This is a genomic window from Alcaligenes sp. GCM10023179 (assembly GCF_042653705.1).
Lineage (GTDB): Bacteria > Pseudomonadota > Gammaproteobacteria > Burkholderiales > Burkholderiaceae_B > Alcaligenes > Alcaligenes phenolicus.
Genome location: NZ_JBHSIQ010000006.1, coordinates 25944 through 42420 on the forward strand (window position 1 = coordinate 25944; position 16477 = coordinate 42420).

Consider the following 16477-nt stretch of genomic DNA (forward strand, 5'->3'; position numbering starts at 1 on the left):
GCGATGAGACACCGAGGACGTTCAGGCCTGCGTCACTTCCCAATACAAAAACTGGAGAAAATCTCCCCCAGCAAATCATCGCTGCTGAACTCGCCGGTAATCGAGCACAGATCCAGATGTGCCAGACGCAGCTCTTCCGCAAACAGATCCAGCACCTGATCGCTGTGTGTGGCGTGTTCTGCGGCCAGGCCCAGGTGGTACTCCGCGCGCTCCAAGGCCCGCAGGTGTCGTTCTCGTGCCAGCCAGGGGGACTCACTGCCGGGGTTCCAGCCTGCGATATCCAGCAAGGTGTGGCGCAGCGTGTCCAGACCGATATCCTTACGGGCAGAAATTGGCAGCACGGTGGCGCCGCTTTCTTGTGCCGGCAAGGCCGCCTGCTGCTCAGCTGTCAGCAAGTCTATCTTGTTATAGACGCGCAGCACGGGTACGTGTGATGGCAGGCGAGTGGTAATGGCACTGTCCAGCTCGTCTTGCGGGTTGCGAGCATCGAGCAGGTGCACGATCACGTTGGCTTTGGCGATTTCGTCCCAGGTACGGGCGATACCGATGCGCTCTACGGTGTCCTCGGTTTCACGCAGACCAGCGGTGTCCACGATATGTAGCGGGATGCCATCGATGTGGATCAGCTGCATGACGCGGTCGCGGGTAGTGCCGGCGATGTCGGTCACAATGGCCACATCTTCACCGGCCAGGGCGTTGAGCAGGCTGGATTTGCCCACATTGGGCTGGCCTGCCAGTACAACGTGCAGCCCCTCGCGCAGGATCGCCCCCTGACGCGAATGCTGCAGGATGCGTTCCAGCTCGTCCTGTATGCCTTGCAGGGTGGCCGCCGCCTGATACTTTTCCAGGAAGTCGATTTCTTCTTCGGGGAAATCCAGCGTAGCTTCTACCAGCATGCGCAGGTGAATGATGCGGTCGGCCAGGGCGTTGACGTTGTTGGAAAACACGCCGGACAGGGACGCGACGGCACTGCGGGCTGCGGCTTCCGAGGAAGCGTCAATCAAGTCGGCCACGGCTTCGGCCTGGGCCAGGTCCAGTCTGTCATTCAAGAAGGCGCGCTGGGTGAACTCGCCAGGCTCGGCCAGGCGCAGGCCCTGATCTTTACCCGCTTCCAGGCAGCGATCCAGTAGGCGGCGCAGAACAGCCGGGCCGCCGTGGCCCTGCAGCTCCAGCACATCTTCGCCGGTATAAGAATGCGGGCCTTTAAAGAACAGCGCGATGCCCTCGTCGATTGCCTCGCCTTGTGCGTCCTTGAAGGGCAAAAAGTGCGCATGACGCGCTTGCAGCGTGCGGCCAAACAGGGTCTGGATCAGAGCATCAAGCTCCTTGCCGGACACACGGATGACACCAATACCACCCCGGCCGGGGGCGGTGGCAATAGCCACAATAGGGGAAGAACTGGACATGGGCAGATCGATCAAAGAGGCAGAACAGAGCCGTATTGTAATGGAGCAGGTGGATGGTTCGGGCTTGGCACACTAGCCCTTGTTGGTATCTGAAACGCTGGTGTTTATATACCTGTGGCCTAGGCTCTTGAGAATCAGGCAATCAGGCAATCAGGCAATCAGGCAATCAGGCAATCAGGCAATCAGGCAATCAGGCAATCAGGCAATCAGGCAACCTAGCAGACATCTGGGTTATCTAACCGGGGCCAAAGCAAATAAACAAGCGCTTTGGTATGTCACCAAAGCGTCAAAAGTTAGCTGTCCACGTCTCTTGGGCCTAGTGATTGTTTACACAAACCACCAAGATCTCCACGCTTTCCCCGTGTTCGCACAGGTACAAGTGGCCCAGATTGCTTTTGAAGTAGATGCTGTCGCGCGCCTGCAGCACGTGGCGGCGCCCGTCCTGAAACTGCATGGTCAACTGCCCTTCGATCACAAAAATAAATTCTTCGCCTTCGTGCTGGCTGAAGTCGCTGGCATCGCGTGGTTTACCGGCCAGGACACGCCCGTGCATGGGCGTCATTTTCTTGTTGATCCATTCCGATGCCAGCATGCCATATTCATAACGATGCGCATGGTAGGTCACGGTACGTGAAGCCCGTCCTACCAGAATATCCATGCCGGATTCATTCTGATCGCGAGGCGTCTTGAACAGGTCGGACAAATCCATCTTCAAGGCCCGGCTGACGGCCAGAAATTTTTCGTAGCTCAGGCCAATCAGGCCGCGCTCTGCCTTGGACAGGGTGGACAAAGACACATTGGATAAGCGTGCCAACATGAGCAGGGTCAAGCCCTGTCGTTTGCGTTCATCACGTATGCGCGCCCCCATGGCTGTTTTGCTCAATAAGTTGGGGGCGGTGTTGGCTAAGTCTTTTGTCATAACCTAAAGAAGTAAAAAACCATCTTCTTATAAATAATATTAATTTTCTTATAAGAAAACTCTGTCCTATTGTATAGAACTACACGCTTTACGCTGGGAGAAAGAAGGCATGACTGCGTTGTTTGATCCTACTGCTTATCCCTCTACCTCGGTGGAATGGATACAAAAACTGATTGCTTATGATACGACAAGCCGGGAATCCAACCTGGAACTGATTCATGACGTGCAGGCCTATTTGCAGCAGCAAGGGCTGGAAACTGTGCTGACGCATGACGCCAGCGGCCGCAAGGCCAATCTGTTCGCTACGATTCCGGCTGCCGATGGCACGCGTACGGGTGGCATTGTTTTGTCGGGCCATACTGATGTGGTGCCTGTCGATGGCCAGAACTGGAGTAGTGACCCTTTCAAAGCCGAGATTCGCGACGACCGCCTGTATGGCCGCGGTACTTGCGACATGAAAGGCTTTGTCGGTGTGACCTTGCAATTGGTTCCTGAAATGCTGGCGACCAAGCTGGCCAAACCCATCCACCTGGCTTACTCCTACGACGAAGAAGTCGGTTGTGTCGGCGCGCCAGTCATGATTGATGACTTGGTCCGCCGTGGCGTGAAACCGGAAGGCTGCGTGGTGGGTGAACCCACCAGCATGCGCACCATCGTGGCGCATAAAGGCATTAACGCCTATCGCTGCCGGGTGCACGGTCATGCCGCGCACTCCTCGCTGACCCCCAAGGGTGTGAACGCGATTGAGCATGCGGCACGCATCATCACGGCTATTCGTGATCTGGCCGACGACTACAAGAGCATGGGCCCTTATGACCATGATTTTGACGTGCCCTTCACCACTTTGCAGACCAGCATGATTCGTGGCGGTATCGCCTTGAATACCGTACCTGACCTTTGCGAGTTTGAATTTGAATATCGCAATCTGCCCGGCGTGGACCCCGAGCCGATCTTGCAGGAAATCCGTGAGTTCATCGACCTGAAAGTCCTGCCTGCCATGCGCCGCGAGCATCCGGACGCTTTGGTGGAGCTGGAGAAGCTGGCCAGCGCCCCCGGCCTGAATCCTGAAGAACAAGCAGCCATTACCAAGCTGGTGCGTGAACTGACGCGGGACGACACGGTGCGCAAAGTGGCCTATGGCACAGAGGCAGGTCTGTTCCAGCAAGCCGGTATCCCTTCGATTATTTGTGGTCCCGGCAATATCGAGCAGGCCCATCGTCCCGACGAGTACGTAGAACTGGCGCAAGTGGAGCAGTGCGAGCACTTCTTGCGCGCTCTGATTCGCAGCCAGGCCGTAGCCTCTTAAAAATAGACAATCAGGTTTCAAGGCAAACCCATGACAACAGAAAAAGTTACCAAGGAAAATGTGGTGCAGGCGCATGAGCGTCTGCGTCCCTATGTGCGCCAGACGCCCGTGTTCGATTACCAGACCGGGCGTCTGGATAGCGCCGTCAATTTCAAGTTTGAGCATTTGCAGGCCTCGGGCACGTTCAAGGCACGCGGTGCTTTCAACAACTTGCTGAGCTTGTCCGAAGAGGCACGCCAGCAAGGGGTGACTTGCGTTTCTGCAGGTAACCACGCCGTGGCCGTGGCCTATGCCGCCCATCAAATGGGGGTGAAAGCCAAGACCGTGATGATCAAGACGGCCAGCCCGGCGCGCGTAGCCTTGTGCCGCGAATATGGGGCCGAGATCGTCTTTGCTGACAATGGCGAGCAGGCGTTTGAACTGGTGCGTCAGATAGAAAAGGACGAACAGAAGACCTTCATTCATCCGTTCAGCACCTACCCCACCGTGCTGGGAACCGCCACGCTGGGCTACGAATGGTTGCAGCAAGCGGGCAAGCTGGACGCGGTGCTGGTGCCCATTGGGGGCGGTGGCTTGGCCGCCGGTGTGTCGGCTGCCGTCAAGCTGTGGCAGCCTGATTGCGTGGTCTATGGCATCGAGCCTGTGGGAGCAAACGTCATGGCGCTTAGCCGCCAGGCTGGCGAGCCGCAAAAAATCGGTGCCATGCAGTCTATCGCAGACAGTCTGATGGCCCCGCATACTGACGAGTTCAGCTTCCGTGTGTGTCAGGACAATATCGATACTCTGGTGACCGTCAACGACGACCAGATCCGTGCAGGGATGCACTTCCTGTTCAACGAATTCAAGATGGCCACTGAACCGGCTTGCGCTGTGGCAACGGCTGCCTTGATGTTTCCCTTGCGCAAACATCTGGCCGGGCAACGAGTGGGCGTGCTGTTCTGCGGCTCCAATACGGATACCGACACCTTTATCCGCCATATCACCACGCCACTGGCGCAAGGCTAATCATGCAGCTAAGCGTTTATGTAGCAAAAGCCCGGGAAGTGTATGAAGGGCTGGATATGGGGGCGGCGATTGATCTGATGCGCCAGGGTTTTATCGCCATGCAGCAAGGGCGTATTGACCAGCCCTTGCGTACGATTGTGCGCAGCCATTTGTCCAGCGGCTTTCTGGGCATGATGCCTGCCTGCATCGACATGCCGGAGATTTATCCCGAGCCTTTGTACGGTGCCAAGATGGGCACCCTGTTTCCAGACAATGTGCGCCTGGGTAAGGACCCCCATCAAGGCTGCGTGCTCTTGATGAGCGGCTTGACCGGCGAAACACGTGCCATTCTGGATGCCAGCAGCGTGACGGCCTTGCGTACCGCAGCGGTCAGTGGCCTGGCCACCGACATGCTGGCGCGCCCGGATGCCAGCGTGCTGACCTTGTTTGGTGGCGGGCATCAGGCCTTGTGGCAGTTGCGTGCCGTGGCGCAAGTGCGTCGCTTGAGCAACGTATTTGTGATTACCCGCTCCGCACAGTCGGCTCAGCATTTCATTGAAGAAGCCCAGGCGTATCTGGATTGCCCCTTGATAGCCGGAGTCTCGGCCCAGGAAGCCGTGTCCCAGTCGGATATGGTACTGACGGCCACCAGTTCTGCCACGCCTGTCTTGCAGCGCGAATGGCTGCGCCCTGGCACGCACATCACCGCCATGGGTTCCAGCACACCCGCCAGCAGTGAACTGGATGGCCCCACCATGACGGCAGGCCGTTTGTTTGTGGACCGTGCGCAATCCACTCGTAACGAGTCGGGCGAGTTCTTGAATGCGTGCAAGCAGGGCTACTTGTCGGCCGATACCGAGCTGAACGAGCTGGGTGCCGTTCTGGAGGGGCAAGCCGCAGGCCGCATCAACAATGAAGAAATCACGATTTTTAAATCCTTGGGCTTGGCATTCGAAGACGTATTGACGGCGGCCGCTTTGTTAAGCCGTCATGCCGCACAAGGAAATGGACGAGTAGTAGAACTTTAATAGCGTCATCAAGAGGTAGGGAGACAAGTAATGAAAAAGAAATGGGCGCAGGTTTTGCTGGGAACGGCGTTGGCCTTGGCAACAGGCATGTCTGTTGCCAGCAAATTGCCGGACACCATACGTTTGGTCGTAGGTTATCCGGCCGGAGGAACAGCGGATGCCGTCGCGCGGGTGTATGCCGAGCAATTGCGTGAAAAGCTGGGTGTGAATGTGGTGGTGGATAACCGCGCAGGCGCGGGCGGGCAGGTTGCTGCTCAAGGCTTTTTGCGCTCGCCTACCGATGGCTCGGTGCTGTTGGTCGCTAATAATCACATGATGACCACCCTGCCCCTGACCGTAAAAACGGTCAGCTACGATCCAATAAAGGATTTTGCGCCGGTAGCCGTGATTGCCAAGTTCGAACATATCTTTGTGGTGGGTAAAACCACGCCTGCCAATACCTTGCAGGAGTACGTGGAGCTGGTGCGCAAAGAACCGGAAAAGTACGGCCACTATGGTATTCCCGCCCCCGGCAGCGCCCCTCAGTTCATTGGCTACAGCATCGCCAAGAAGAACGATATCCAGATGTCCCCCGTGCCTTATAAAGGGGGTGCCCCTTTGATCAACGACCTGCTGGGTGACCATATTCCCGCTGGCGTGGATGCGGTGGGCATGATTACCGAACACGTTGCCGCCGGTTCGGTGCGGGTGCTGGGAATTACCGGTGCGGAACGCCTGCCTATCTTGAAAGACGTGCCCACCTTTGCAGAAATGGGCTATGGCGACCTGAAAGCGTCGGGCTGGATGGGGATTTTTGCCCCGCTGGGCATGGAGCCGGAGATGGTCAAACAGTTCCAGGATGCCTTCAATGAAGTGGCCAAGCTGCCACGCATTGAAAGCGCGATTGTGCCGATCGGCTTCCGACCCGAGTCGGGCGATGCGCAGGAGCTATCGCGCATTGTTCAGGATGATCTGGATACTTGGGGACCCATCATCAAGGAGTCGGGGTATTTGCAGCAGTAAAACTCAAGGCGTCGGTGCAGACGCTTTGTTGTGCTGTGTCGTGCTTTTCAAACTTGAATGAGTACAGACTGGCGTTTCAACCCAGTTCTTATGGGGTATGTAGAGAAACGACTAGTAGTAGCTAACAACGCAAAATTTGTGAGCGCAGAAAAGCTGGACGCGGACCTGATTTGGAGTCAGGTCCGTTTTTTTTATGGCGATTTCAAGAAGGTAACGGGCACTGACAGAGCATGTTGCCTGTGCGTCGTGGGAACTCAGCTCATGGACAGAACATCACCATTGGAAAGAGGCTTTACCCTCCGAAAGGGAGCTGATCATCTCTGTGCCGGGCTATCGAATTCTTGTTTCGTAGCCAGCCTCGGAGTAGCCGAAGTGCCTCTGGTTCACCCCTTCAAATAGCACTTGGAAGTTGTTCCTAAGATGGGGCTGCCAAACGTGTTTCTCCCGGCCACGAACATCCGATCAAGTTGCGTTAATTCCATTAAGTGACTGATAGATAACAATAAAAAATTATTTTAAGTCTGTAGGGAATTCCCTATATTTTATTTATTGGCTAGTCAGTTAATAATATTTCAAACTAGAAATAATCAATCAGTTAATTAAAAACCAAGGAAGGAGATACAAGGTGCGCAAGACGATATTGACGATGGGGTTGCTCATGACGCTGGGTGCTGTGGGGGCCGTGCAAGCGCAAACCATCAAGATTGGTGTGATTCAGCCTTTGACCGGGTCGGTGGCCTACAACGGGGAGGCCGATGTGAACGGTTCCAAGTTGGCTGTCAAAGAGCGTAATGCTCGTGGCGGGGTGTTGGGGAAACAGGTTGAACTGGCTATTGAGGATGGAGAATGTCAGCCCTCCAAAACCGTGAACGCGGCTGAAAAACTGATTCAGAAAGACAAGGTGCCGATTATCTCCGGCGCCTTTTGCAGCTCCGCCACCATCGCAGCCATGAGCGTGGCGCAAAAGTACAAAGTGCCCCTGCTCTCGGGCGTGTCGTCAAAAAGTGATTTAACCGAGCGTGGCAATGAGTGGTTCTTCCGCACCGCAGAAACCGATGGTTTGCTGGCTCATGCCTTTGCCACGATTCTGGTCGAGCAGCTCAAGCTGAAAAAAATCGCCTACATCGGGGTGAATGATGACTGGGGCCGGGGCGGCATGGAGGAGTTCTCCAGCCAGATCGAAGCCCTGGGCGGTGAAACCGTGCAAAAGCTGTATTTCGACCATGGCACCACGGACTTCTACACGCTGTTGACGCGGGTACGAGCCGCCAAACCAGATGGTGTTTTTGTGGCAGCCGAAACCCAGGATGGCTCGATTCTGGTCAAACAGATGAAGGAAGTGGGTCTGGAGAGTCTGATTTTTGGCGTAGGCAGTTGGGCGACGGCGGACTTCGTGAATCTGGCCGGCTCTGCATCAGAAGGCATTCATGCTGCCGTTCCTTATGCCCACACTTTGCAGCGTCCCGAAAATCTGGAGTTCGTGCAGTCCTATCAGAAAGAGTATGGCGAGCTGCCAGGCAAGTATTCGGTAGCTGGCTATAACGCGATGAACATCATCATGGACGCGATCGAACGCGCAGGGGAAGCCGATCCGGACAAGATTCGTCTGGCACTGCCGGCCACGGATTACAACGGCCCCAATGGCAACTTCAAATTCAACGAAAAACGCCAGGGCTACGGCTTTGATGCCGTGTTGGTGAAGCTTCAAGGCGGGCAGCCGGAAATAGTTGCTCAGGCCAAGGTAACGGCGGACTAAGAGCACGATGAGCTGCGGATTCTATCGTTTGATGAGGGGGCATTGTGTTTGATTTATTGCTGCAGTTCATTGCCAATGGACTGGTGAACGGGACGTTCTACGCGCTGTCGGCCCTGGGCCTGACCCTGATTTTTGGCTTGATGCGATTGGTGAACTTTGCCCATGGCGAGTTCTACATGATCGGTGGCCTGCTGGGATGGTTGGTGACCCAGCAGCTGGAGCTGAATTTCTTTGTGGGCCTGGCGCTGGTCATGGTGATCGTCGCGGTGTTTGGATGGCTGCTGGATCGCTTCCTGATTGCCCGTATCCGGGACAAGGGCCCGGAGCCCGGCATTTTGCTGACTATCGGTTTGTCGATTTTCCTGACAAATACCGCCTTGATGATCGTGGGTACGGCACCTCTGAAAGTGGTGGCGCCGGTGCCTAATACTCCCCTGTTTTTGGGACCGATATTCATCACCGAGGTGCGTGTTTTTGCGATCGGGATGTCTATTGCGGCCATCGTCGGCGCACGCCTTCTGATCCAGAAAACCCGTTTGGGCAAAGCCATGCGGGCCACCTTCCAGGACTCGACGGCGGCCAGTCTGGTCGGTATCAATACCGCCACTATCTACGCCTCCACCTTCGCCTTGGGTGTAGTCCTGGCGGCAACCTCGGGCATGTTGCTCAGCTCCATTTATGTCGCGCAGGCTTCGATCGGTGGCCTGATCAGTTTGAAGGCCTTTGTGGTGGTCATTCTGGGCGGGATGGGCAATTTCGGTGGTGCCATTCTGGGTGGCTTGATCCTGGGCGTGGCAGAAGCGCTGTGGGGAGGTTATGTGCAAACGGGGACAGCGGACATGGTGGGCTTTGCCCTGGTTATCTTGATTCTGTTCTTCCGCCCCTATGGCTTATTTTCGGTTCGAGCGGAGCGCGCGTAAATGAAAATAGAACGTCACTTTATGGTGGGCTTCCTGGCCTTGTCGGCGTTGCTCGCTTGTTTTGTGCAGAACGATTATTTGCTGCACATCCTGGTGCTGGTGCTGATGTATAGCGTGCTGGCCAGCAGCCTGAACTTGATCATTGGTTATGTGGGAGAGTTCCCGCTGGGTCATGTGGCATTTTTTGGCCTGGGGGCGTATTCGGTCGCGATTTTGAGTTCACCTGCAGTGGGTTGGCCCGTCACGATCACGATTGCAGCGGCGGCCTTGATTGCTGCGGCAGCCGGCTACGTGATTGGGCGTGTGACTTTGCGTTTGAATGGACCCTTCTTTGTCATTGTGACGCTGGCCTTTGCCGAGGTCTTGCGCCTGCTGGCCAATAACTGGGTGGAGCTGACCAATGGCCCGATGGGCATCTCGGGTGTGGCTCATCCTGCCTTGCTGGACATGTCGCCCTGGCTGGCTGGCAAGCGGGGTTTTGTGGTGATGGGCATTGTGCTGGCCGCCATCACTTTCTACATCTGCTACCGCCTGGTGCATTCCAGTGCGGGCCGTGCTGCCGTCACTCTGCGAGAGAACAACTACGTGGCGCAATCGGTCGGTATTGATCCTTTTCGCTACTCGCAGTTTGTCTTTGTGGTGGCGGCCTTTCTGGCCGGGATTGCCGGGGCTTACTACGCCAGCTACATCAGTTTTGTAGGGCCGGAAGTCTTCGGTTTTCCGTTTACCGCGACCATGATCATTATCGTTTTGCTGGGCGGTAAGGGCACCTTGCTGGGGCCTATTGCAGGGGCCATTGTGGTGGCCTTGCTGGAAGAGTATTTGCGCGAATTCAAGGAGTTGCGTCTGTCCTTATTTGGACTGATCGTCATGGCTTCGGTGCTGTTTGCGCCGGATGGAATCATGGGATTTGTGCAGCAGCGTTTTCATCATTTATTTGGGAGGACGCGTCATGCTTGAAGTGTGCGGTCTCAGCAAATCCTTTGGCGGTATTCATGCGGTTCAGGATATTGATTTCACCGTTCCTGCCGGGCAAATCGTCAGCTTGATCGGGCCCAATGGGGCTGGCAAAACAACGTGCTTCAACCTTATCACCGGCTTTTATCAGCCTACTCGTGGGCGGGTGTTATGGGATGGCAAAGAGGTCACGGCCAGCAAGCCGTATCGCATGGCACAGCAGGGCGTCATTCGCACTTTTCAAAAGACTAATGTGCTGCGGGCTCTGAGTGTTTTCGACAATCTGGTCCATGCCCATTATTTGGCTGATCGGGCACCCTTGTGGCGCACTTTCTGGCCTAGCAAAGAGCAGGCAAAAACCGAACAGGAAATCATCGTCTCGGCCCGCCGTATTCTCGATCAGATTGGCTTGGCCAAGCGTGCTGATGTCCTGGCCAGCTCCTTGTCTTGTGGCGAGTTGCGACTGCTGGAGGTGGGCGTTGCTCTTGGTGCTAAACCCAGATTGTTGATGCTGGATGAGCCAGCCGCCGGACTTAATACACATGAAGCAGAAGGCTTGGCCGACTTGCTCAAACAGCTGCCTGGGCAGTGGGTGGAGTCCATTTTGCTGGTAGAGCACAACATGGGTTTGATCATGCGTGTGTCTGACCAGATCGTGGTCATGAACTTTGGCAAAAAACTGGCAATGGGAACACCGGCAGAGATTCAGGCCAATGAGCAAGTGTTGGAAGCCTATATGGGGAAAGCGGCATGAGTAAACAGGACATTGAACCTCTATTGGCGTTGCAGGATGTGGTGGCGGGTTATGGCAATTTGACGGCCCTGCATGGCGTCAGCTTGCATGTGCAGCCTGGTGAAGTTGTAGCCATTCTGGGAGCCAATGGCGCCGGGAAATCCACCACGCTCCGGGCAATCTCCGGTCTGATCCGCCCTACTTCTGGCCAGATCACCTGGAAGGGACAGGTGATCAGTGGTCGTAGCCCTGAACATATTCTGAAGCTGGGTTTGGCTCACTGCCCTGAAGAACGGCATGTGTGGCCTGAAATGACCGTTGAAGACAATCTGGATCTGGGCGCTTACCTGATCAAGTCCAAGACTGAAGTGGAGCGGCGTAAAGGCATTGCCTTTCATCGCTTCCCGCGCCTGAAAGAGCGATACAGGCAACTGGCAGGCACGCTTAGCGGCGGGGAGCAGCAGATGCTGGCGATTGCTCGGGCATTGATGTCAGAACCGGAGCTGTTGATTCTGGACGAACCCTCCTTGGGGCTCAGCCCCAAGATGGCTCTGGAGGTTTTTCAGGTGGTGCGGGACATCAGTGAGCATGGCGTGTCCATTCTGGTGGTGGAACAGAACGTGCATAACGCGCTGAACGTAGCCAGTCGAGCCTATGTGCTGGAAACAGGGCGCGTTATTGCAGAGAAAGACAGCGCCAGCATGCTGAAAGATCCTGAACTATTGAGTGCTTACCTGGGAGGCTGATGATGAGCATGAACAAGACGACTGAACTCCCATCGCGACTTAGCTATGGCGCTCATGTCCACGCTAACGGCATCCGGCAGCACTACTTGCGTTATGCCGGTCCCGGACCCGCTTTGGTGCTGGTGCCGGGTATCACCAGCCCTGCTCCCACATGGGGGTTTGTGGCAGAGCGTCTGGCCCGGCATTTTGATGTGTATGTGCTTGATGTCCGTGGTCGTGGTCTCTCTCAAGCAGGCGCAGATCTGGATTACGGCGTGAATGCTTGCGCGGATGATCTGTGCGAGTTCGTTCGGGAGCTGGCACTGGAGTCGCCCATTTATGTGGGGCACTCCATGGGGGCGCGCATTCTGTTGCGTGCGGCCAGCCGAGGGTTGGCCAAGGGGGCCGCCATGGTGCTGTTGGATCCGCCAGTGTCCGGCCCAGGGCGACGCCCCTATCCGGCGAATATCGCCTGGTACACCGATTCGATTGCACAGGCTCAACAAGGTATGAGCGCCGAGCAGATGCGGCAGTTTTGCCCGACCTGGACTCCCGAGCAACTGGCGCTGCGCGCCCAGTGGCTGCACACCTGCGATGTGCGCGCGGTGACGGACAGCTATGAGTGGTTCCACACCGACGATGCGTTCCCGGACTTCAGCCAGCTTAATGATTGGAGGGTGGCCCTGATGGTGGCGGGCAAGGGGGATGTCATTCGCGATGAGGATATTGAAGAGGCGCAGTCCTTGAAGCCTGACTTGCAGATCTTACGTGTACCAGACGCTGGGCATATGATCCCCTGGGATGACGAGGAAGGCTTTTATCGCGCATTGGGCACCTTTCTGGGCCTTACCTTTTAACAAGAAACAGGAGTGGAAGATGGCTGTATCTGATCATCAAATGGTTCAGGCCTGGAATGAGGTGCTGAGTCTTTCTGGAGTGAAGCCGGGGCAGATGGTCACCATTCTGACCAGTTCGCATACCCATCCTCAAACCTTGGCTACCGCCAAGCTGGCCGTGGCATCTTTGGGGGCAACCCAGATGCAGGTGGACTTGCTGCCTGTAAACGCAGAAAAAGCATTGAGCCGCGACCTTCTGGCTTACTTGGGCACGACTCCGCTGACGGGTAATCCAGCAGCGATTGCCGCCCTCAAGGCGAGTGATTTGGTGCTGGATCTGATGACCTTGCTGTTCTCTCCCGAACAGCATGAGATTTTGAAGTCGGGCACCAAAATTCTCTTGGCAGCCGAACCGCCCGAGGTGCTGGTGCGTATGGTGCCATCCTTGCAGGACAAGGAGCGTGTGGAGCGTTCGGCACAGGTGCTACAGGGCGCTCGTGAAATGCGGGCCACGTCCAGGGCAGGTACGGATCTGGTCATGCCTTTGGGGCAGTACCCGGTAGTAAAGGAATACGGCTTTGTGGATGAGCCGGGGCGCTGGGATCACTGGCCCAGCGGTTTTATCCTGACTTGGCCAAACGAAGGTCAGGCTCATGGCCGCATCGTGATTGATCGTGGCGACATCTTGTTGCCCATGAAGTCCTATGCGGCTGACCCGATCACCATGACAGTCGAGAATGGTGTGGTGACCTCGATTGAGGGTGGGTTGGATGCCGAGCTGCTGCGCGAATACATGGCCTCGTTCAATGATCCTGAGGCTTACGCCATGTCCCACATAGGCTGGGGTTTGCAGCCCCGTGCTCACTGGTCCACGCTTGGCCTTTACGACAAAGAGCAAACCTTGGGCATGGATGCCCGTGCCTATGCGGGCAATTTCTTGTTCTCTTTTGGCCCCAATAATGAGGTCGGGGGCGACCGCACGACGGCTTGCCACATCGATATTCCGCTGCGTGCTTGCACCGTGACCGTAGATGGTTGCGAGACCGTTCGGGAGGGCAAGCTTGTGGAGGAGTTGGCATGAGCAGCCAGAGTGTTTACGAGCGACAGGGATTTGGGCAAGGGCTGGAGCTTGAAGGCAATGTCGGGCTGTTAATTGTGGATTTCGTTAACGGTTTTGCGGACCCTCAAGCATTTGGCGGTGGAAATATTCTGGAAGCCATTGAGCAAACGCGCACGGTTCTGGCGGATGCGCGGGCACAGAACTGGCCGGTGGCGCACAGCCGCATCGTCTTTGCCGATGACAGCGCCGACCGTAATGTATTCGGCCTGAAAGTCCCCGGTTTGGTGCAGTTGCGAGAGAACAATCCAGCCAGTGCCATTGTCGATGCCCTGAAGCCTGCACCGGGTGAGCTGGTCGTGCGTAAAACGGTTCCATCGGCCTTCTTTGGAACGGCTCTGACTGCCTGGTTTGCGGAACGGGCGGTGCAAACCTTGCTGATTGCTGGCGCAACCACAAGCGGGTGCGTACGTGCCTCCGTCGTAGATGCCATGTCCTGCGGCTTGCGCCCTTTTGTCCTGGCAGATTGCGTGGGTGACCGAGCCAAGGAGCCTCATGATGCGAGCCTGTTTGATATTCAACAGAAGTACGGCGAGGTTCGTCCGTATGCAGACTTGCGCCCCTTGCTGGTGATCTAGGCTTATCTGTTTTTTTGCTTATTTATTATTTATTTGTTTAATTAATTGAGGAGGTTTGGGCTGCCCAAGGCCCAAACACCGAGGATGTACAGCATGAAAAAAACGTTGAAAGTAGGTGTGATAGGCGGTGGTATTGGCGGCGTGACTTTGGCAGCAGCCCTGGAGCAACGCGGCATCGAAGTACATTTGTTTGAGCGTGCCGCCGCCTTTGGAGAGGTCGGTGCCGGGATTCAAATGACTCCGAATGCGGTCAAGGTGCTCAACGCTTTGGGCGCCCACGATGCGCTGGCCAAGGTGGGTTTCTTGCCCGAGGCTTTGGTGGGGCGTGATTGGTCCACTGGAGAGGAAAGTTTCCGTATCCCTTTAAAGAGCGATTGCCCGCAGCTGTATGGCGCAGAGTTCTTTCACGTGCATCGCGCGGACCTGCATCATTTGCTGACCGAGCTTCTGGATACAACAACGGTCACCTTCAACACGCAGTGCACCGGGGTGTCGCAGCAAGACGGCAAGGCGGTGGCGCATTTTGCTGACGGCTCTAGTTTTGAGGCCGATCTGATTGTGGGGGCTGATGGCGTACGTTCGGAAGTACGTCGCTCCATCTTCGGGGAGGAAGAACCCAAGTTCACCGGCAATATGTGCTACCGGGCCGTTGTGCCCTTTGATGAAATGCCTGATTTCGTCGCACCTGAGTCTTCCTTCTGGCTGGGTCCTAAAAGCCACGTGGTGACCTATTACGTGAACGGCGGCAAGGCCGTCAATATTGTGGCGGTGAATGAAACGGCCAGCTGGGTGGAGGAGTCCTGGAATGCGCGCAGTACCCAGCAGGAAATGCTGCAGGATTTCAAGGACTGGCACCCCAATATCGTCAAGCTGTTCGAGCGTGTGACGGATGTCTATCGCTGGGGGCTGTTCGATCGTGACCCTATGACTAAATGGTCGTCGGGCCGTGTGACTTTGCTGGGCGATGCGGCGCATCCCATGCTGCCCTTCCTGTCTCAAGGTGCGGCAATGGCTATCGAGGACGCCTACGTGTTGGCGGTTGCGCTAGCCGCTTTGCCAGATGATCTGGACACCGCCTTGTCGCTTTATGAAGCAGAACGCTTGCCACGTACCAGCCGGGTGCAACTGGAAGCACGTGAGCGCGGCCGCACCTATCACCTGTCCGATAGCGAAGCCAAGGCCAAGCGTGATGCCGAATACCGTGAGCAGCAGAAGAAAAACCCGCACGCGGGCGGCATCAAGACGGACTGGGTTTATTCATATAATGCTACTGACTTTCAGCCGAAAGCATTACAGGTTTAATGGGTAGGGCCGGAGGGAGCGTCTTGTTGTCGATACGTCAGTATGTTGAGAACCAGATTCACATCATTACCGGTCTGCAAGGCAGCCCGGTAGACTTTACGACGCCTGCGGGCGACCCCGGCTTGTTTGGCCCACAGTCGGCTGTGTGGCAAGTGCATGCAGATTTCACCTCCATGATGCTCGGGGGGATTTCTGCATTGTGTTTGCAGATGCTGGACCCGAAGGTATTGGCCGGGGTCTGGGATCATTCCCGCTTTCGCCAGGATATGCAGGGGCGCTTGAGTCGAACGGCGCAGTTCATCTCGGCAGTCAGTTATGCGGGTACGGAGCAGGCTGAGCGTTGCATTGATCAGGTACGGCGGGTGCACGAGCACGTACACGGGTATTTGCCGGATGGCACGCCTTACGATGCCAATGACCCGGAGTTGCTGCGTTGGGTGCATCACACGCAGGCCTACTGTTTTCTGCAATCCCATATGCGCTGGCGTAATGCCAGACTGGCGCCGGAGCAGCAGGATCGCTATGTTGCACAATACTCGAAAGTTGCTGTGTTGCTGGGGGCGGATGGGCTGGTCATGGATGCGGCAAGCTTGAGGGAGCTGTTTGCCCAGGCCGGTCCGCAATTACGGGTTGATGCGCGAACCCGGGAAGTGGCTACAATTTTAATGTCTTCACATACCCTGTTTAAGGGGCCCAAGGCTTGGGTTGCCAGGGTGTTTCTGTTAGCGGCATTGGATATGTTGCCAGAGTGGGCTCAACGCTGTTTTGAGCATCGCCCCAGCACGGCATCCATGTGGTGGCGTCGCAAGGTGGTGAACAGCGTTGCTGGCGTCTTGCGTTGGGCCACACGTAACGGTTCCGTGCATCGGGCGCGGCGTCGCGTCGCCAATCTGGCTTAGCTGGTAGAT

General features: G+C 56.2%; 16 protein-coding genes. 14 read left to right on the forward strand and 2 right to left on the reverse strand.

Annotated elements, in window-relative coordinates; all coding sequences use genetic code 11:
- Positions 1–32: 32 nt before the first annotated feature.
- Both mnmE and ACFPDR_RS17150 read right to left on the reverse strand, forming a co-directional pair.
- Positions 33–1406 (reverse strand): tRNA uridine-5-carboxymethylaminomethyl(34) synthesis GTPase MnmE, encoded by a 1374-nt coding sequence (gene mnmE, locus ACFPDR_RS17145; RefSeq protein WP_376911594.1) that lies wholly within the window; start codon positions 1404–1406, stop codon positions 33–35.
- A gap of 316 nt (positions 1407–1722) precedes the next feature.
- The gene (locus ACFPDR_RS17150) at positions 1723–2325 is read right to left on the reverse strand and encodes a helix-turn-helix domain-containing protein (RefSeq protein WP_022983402.1); all 603 of its coding nucleotides are present in this window, start codon (positions 2323–2325) and stop codon (positions 1723–1725) included.
- A 109-nt stretch (positions 2326–2434) separates the two neighbouring features.
- On the opposite strand from ACFPDR_RS17150, the gene argE reads away from it, so the two are divergent.
- The 14 genes from argE (at position 2435) to ACFPDR_RS17220 (ending at position 16468) form a co-directional block, all read left to right on the forward strand.
- Positions 2435–3631: an acetylornithine deacetylase gene (gene argE, locus ACFPDR_RS17155; RefSeq protein ID WP_257112746.1), complete on the forward strand. Its 1197-nt coding sequence runs from the start codon at positions 2435–2437 to the stop codon at positions 3629–3631.
- 30 nt (positions 3632–3661) lie between these two features.
- A complete protein-coding gene (locus ACFPDR_RS17160; protein WP_035269514.1) occupies positions 3662–4636 on the forward strand; it encodes a threonine ammonia-lyase in 975 nt (324 codons plus the stop codon).
- A gap of 2 nt (positions 4637–4638) precedes the next feature.
- On the forward strand, positions 4639–5643 hold the full coding sequence (locus ACFPDR_RS17165) for an ornithine cyclodeaminase family protein (RefSeq protein WP_321217695.1): 1005 nt from the start codon (positions 4639–4641) through the stop codon (positions 5641–5643).
- A 30-nt stretch (positions 5644–5673) separates the two neighbouring features.
- A complete protein-coding gene (locus ACFPDR_RS17170) occupies positions 5674–6645 on the forward strand; it encodes a tripartite tricarboxylate transporter substrate-binding protein (protein ID WP_026483987.1) in 972 nt (323 codons plus the stop codon).
- A 625-nt stretch (positions 6646–7270) separates the two neighbouring features.
- The gene (locus tag ACFPDR_RS17175) at positions 7271–8401 is read left to right on the forward strand and encodes an ABC transporter substrate-binding protein (RefSeq protein WP_226349074.1); all 1131 of its coding nucleotides are present in this window, start codon (positions 7271–7273) and stop codon (positions 8399–8401) included.
- Positions 8402–8445: 44 nt separating this feature from the next.
- Positions 8446–9321: a branched-chain amino acid ABC transporter permease gene (locus ACFPDR_RS17180; protein ID WP_035269511.1), complete on the forward strand. Its 876-nt coding sequence runs from the start codon at positions 8446–8448 to the stop codon at positions 9319–9321.
- On the forward strand, positions 9322–10281 hold the full coding sequence (locus ACFPDR_RS17185; protein WP_321291130.1) for a branched-chain amino acid ABC transporter permease: 960 nt from the start codon (positions 9322–9324) through the stop codon (positions 10279–10281).
- Positions 10274–11032, forward strand: coding sequence for an ABC transporter ATP-binding protein (locus ACFPDR_RS17190; protein ID WP_115634665.1), 759 nt, complete (start codon positions 10274–10276; stop codon positions 11030–11032). Before ACFPDR_RS17185 ends, ACFPDR_RS17190 begins: the two co-directional genes overlap by 8 nt.
- Positions 11029–11757, forward strand: coding sequence for an ABC transporter ATP-binding protein (locus ACFPDR_RS17195; protein ID WP_035269507.1), 729 nt, complete (start codon positions 11029–11031; stop codon positions 11755–11757). Before ACFPDR_RS17190 ends, ACFPDR_RS17195 begins: the two co-directional genes overlap by 4 nt.
- Positions 11758–11765: 8 nt before the next feature.
- A complete protein-coding gene (locus ACFPDR_RS17200; RefSeq protein ID WP_376911597.1) occupies positions 11766–12593 on the forward strand; it encodes an alpha/beta fold hydrolase in 828 nt (275 codons plus the stop codon).
- Between the two features lie 19 nt (positions 12594–12612).
- Positions 12613–13653, forward strand: a complete 1041-nt coding sequence (locus ACFPDR_RS17205; protein ID WP_226349076.1) for a 2,5-dihydroxypyridine 5,6-dioxygenase — start codon at positions 12613–12615, stop codon at positions 13651–13653.
- Complete coding sequence (locus ACFPDR_RS17210; RefSeq protein ID WP_376911598.1) at positions 13650–14267, forward strand: isochorismatase family protein; 618 nt, start codon at positions 13650–13652, stop codon at positions 14265–14267. The genes ACFPDR_RS17205 and ACFPDR_RS17210 overlap by 4 nt, the downstream gene beginning before the upstream one ends.
- A 93-nt stretch (positions 14268–14360) precedes the next feature.
- Positions 14361–15569 carry an FAD-dependent monooxygenase gene (locus ACFPDR_RS17215; protein WP_376911599.1) on the forward strand — a complete coding sequence of 403 codons (1209 nt, stop codon included), beginning with the start codon at positions 14361–14363 and terminating at the stop codon, positions 15567–15569.
- Between the two features lie 23 nt (positions 15570–15592).
- A complete protein-coding gene (locus tag ACFPDR_RS17220; protein ID WP_035269503.1) occupies positions 15593–16468 on the forward strand; it encodes an oxygenase MpaB family protein in 876 nt (291 codons plus the stop codon).
- Positions 16469–16477: the final 9 nt, after the last annotated feature.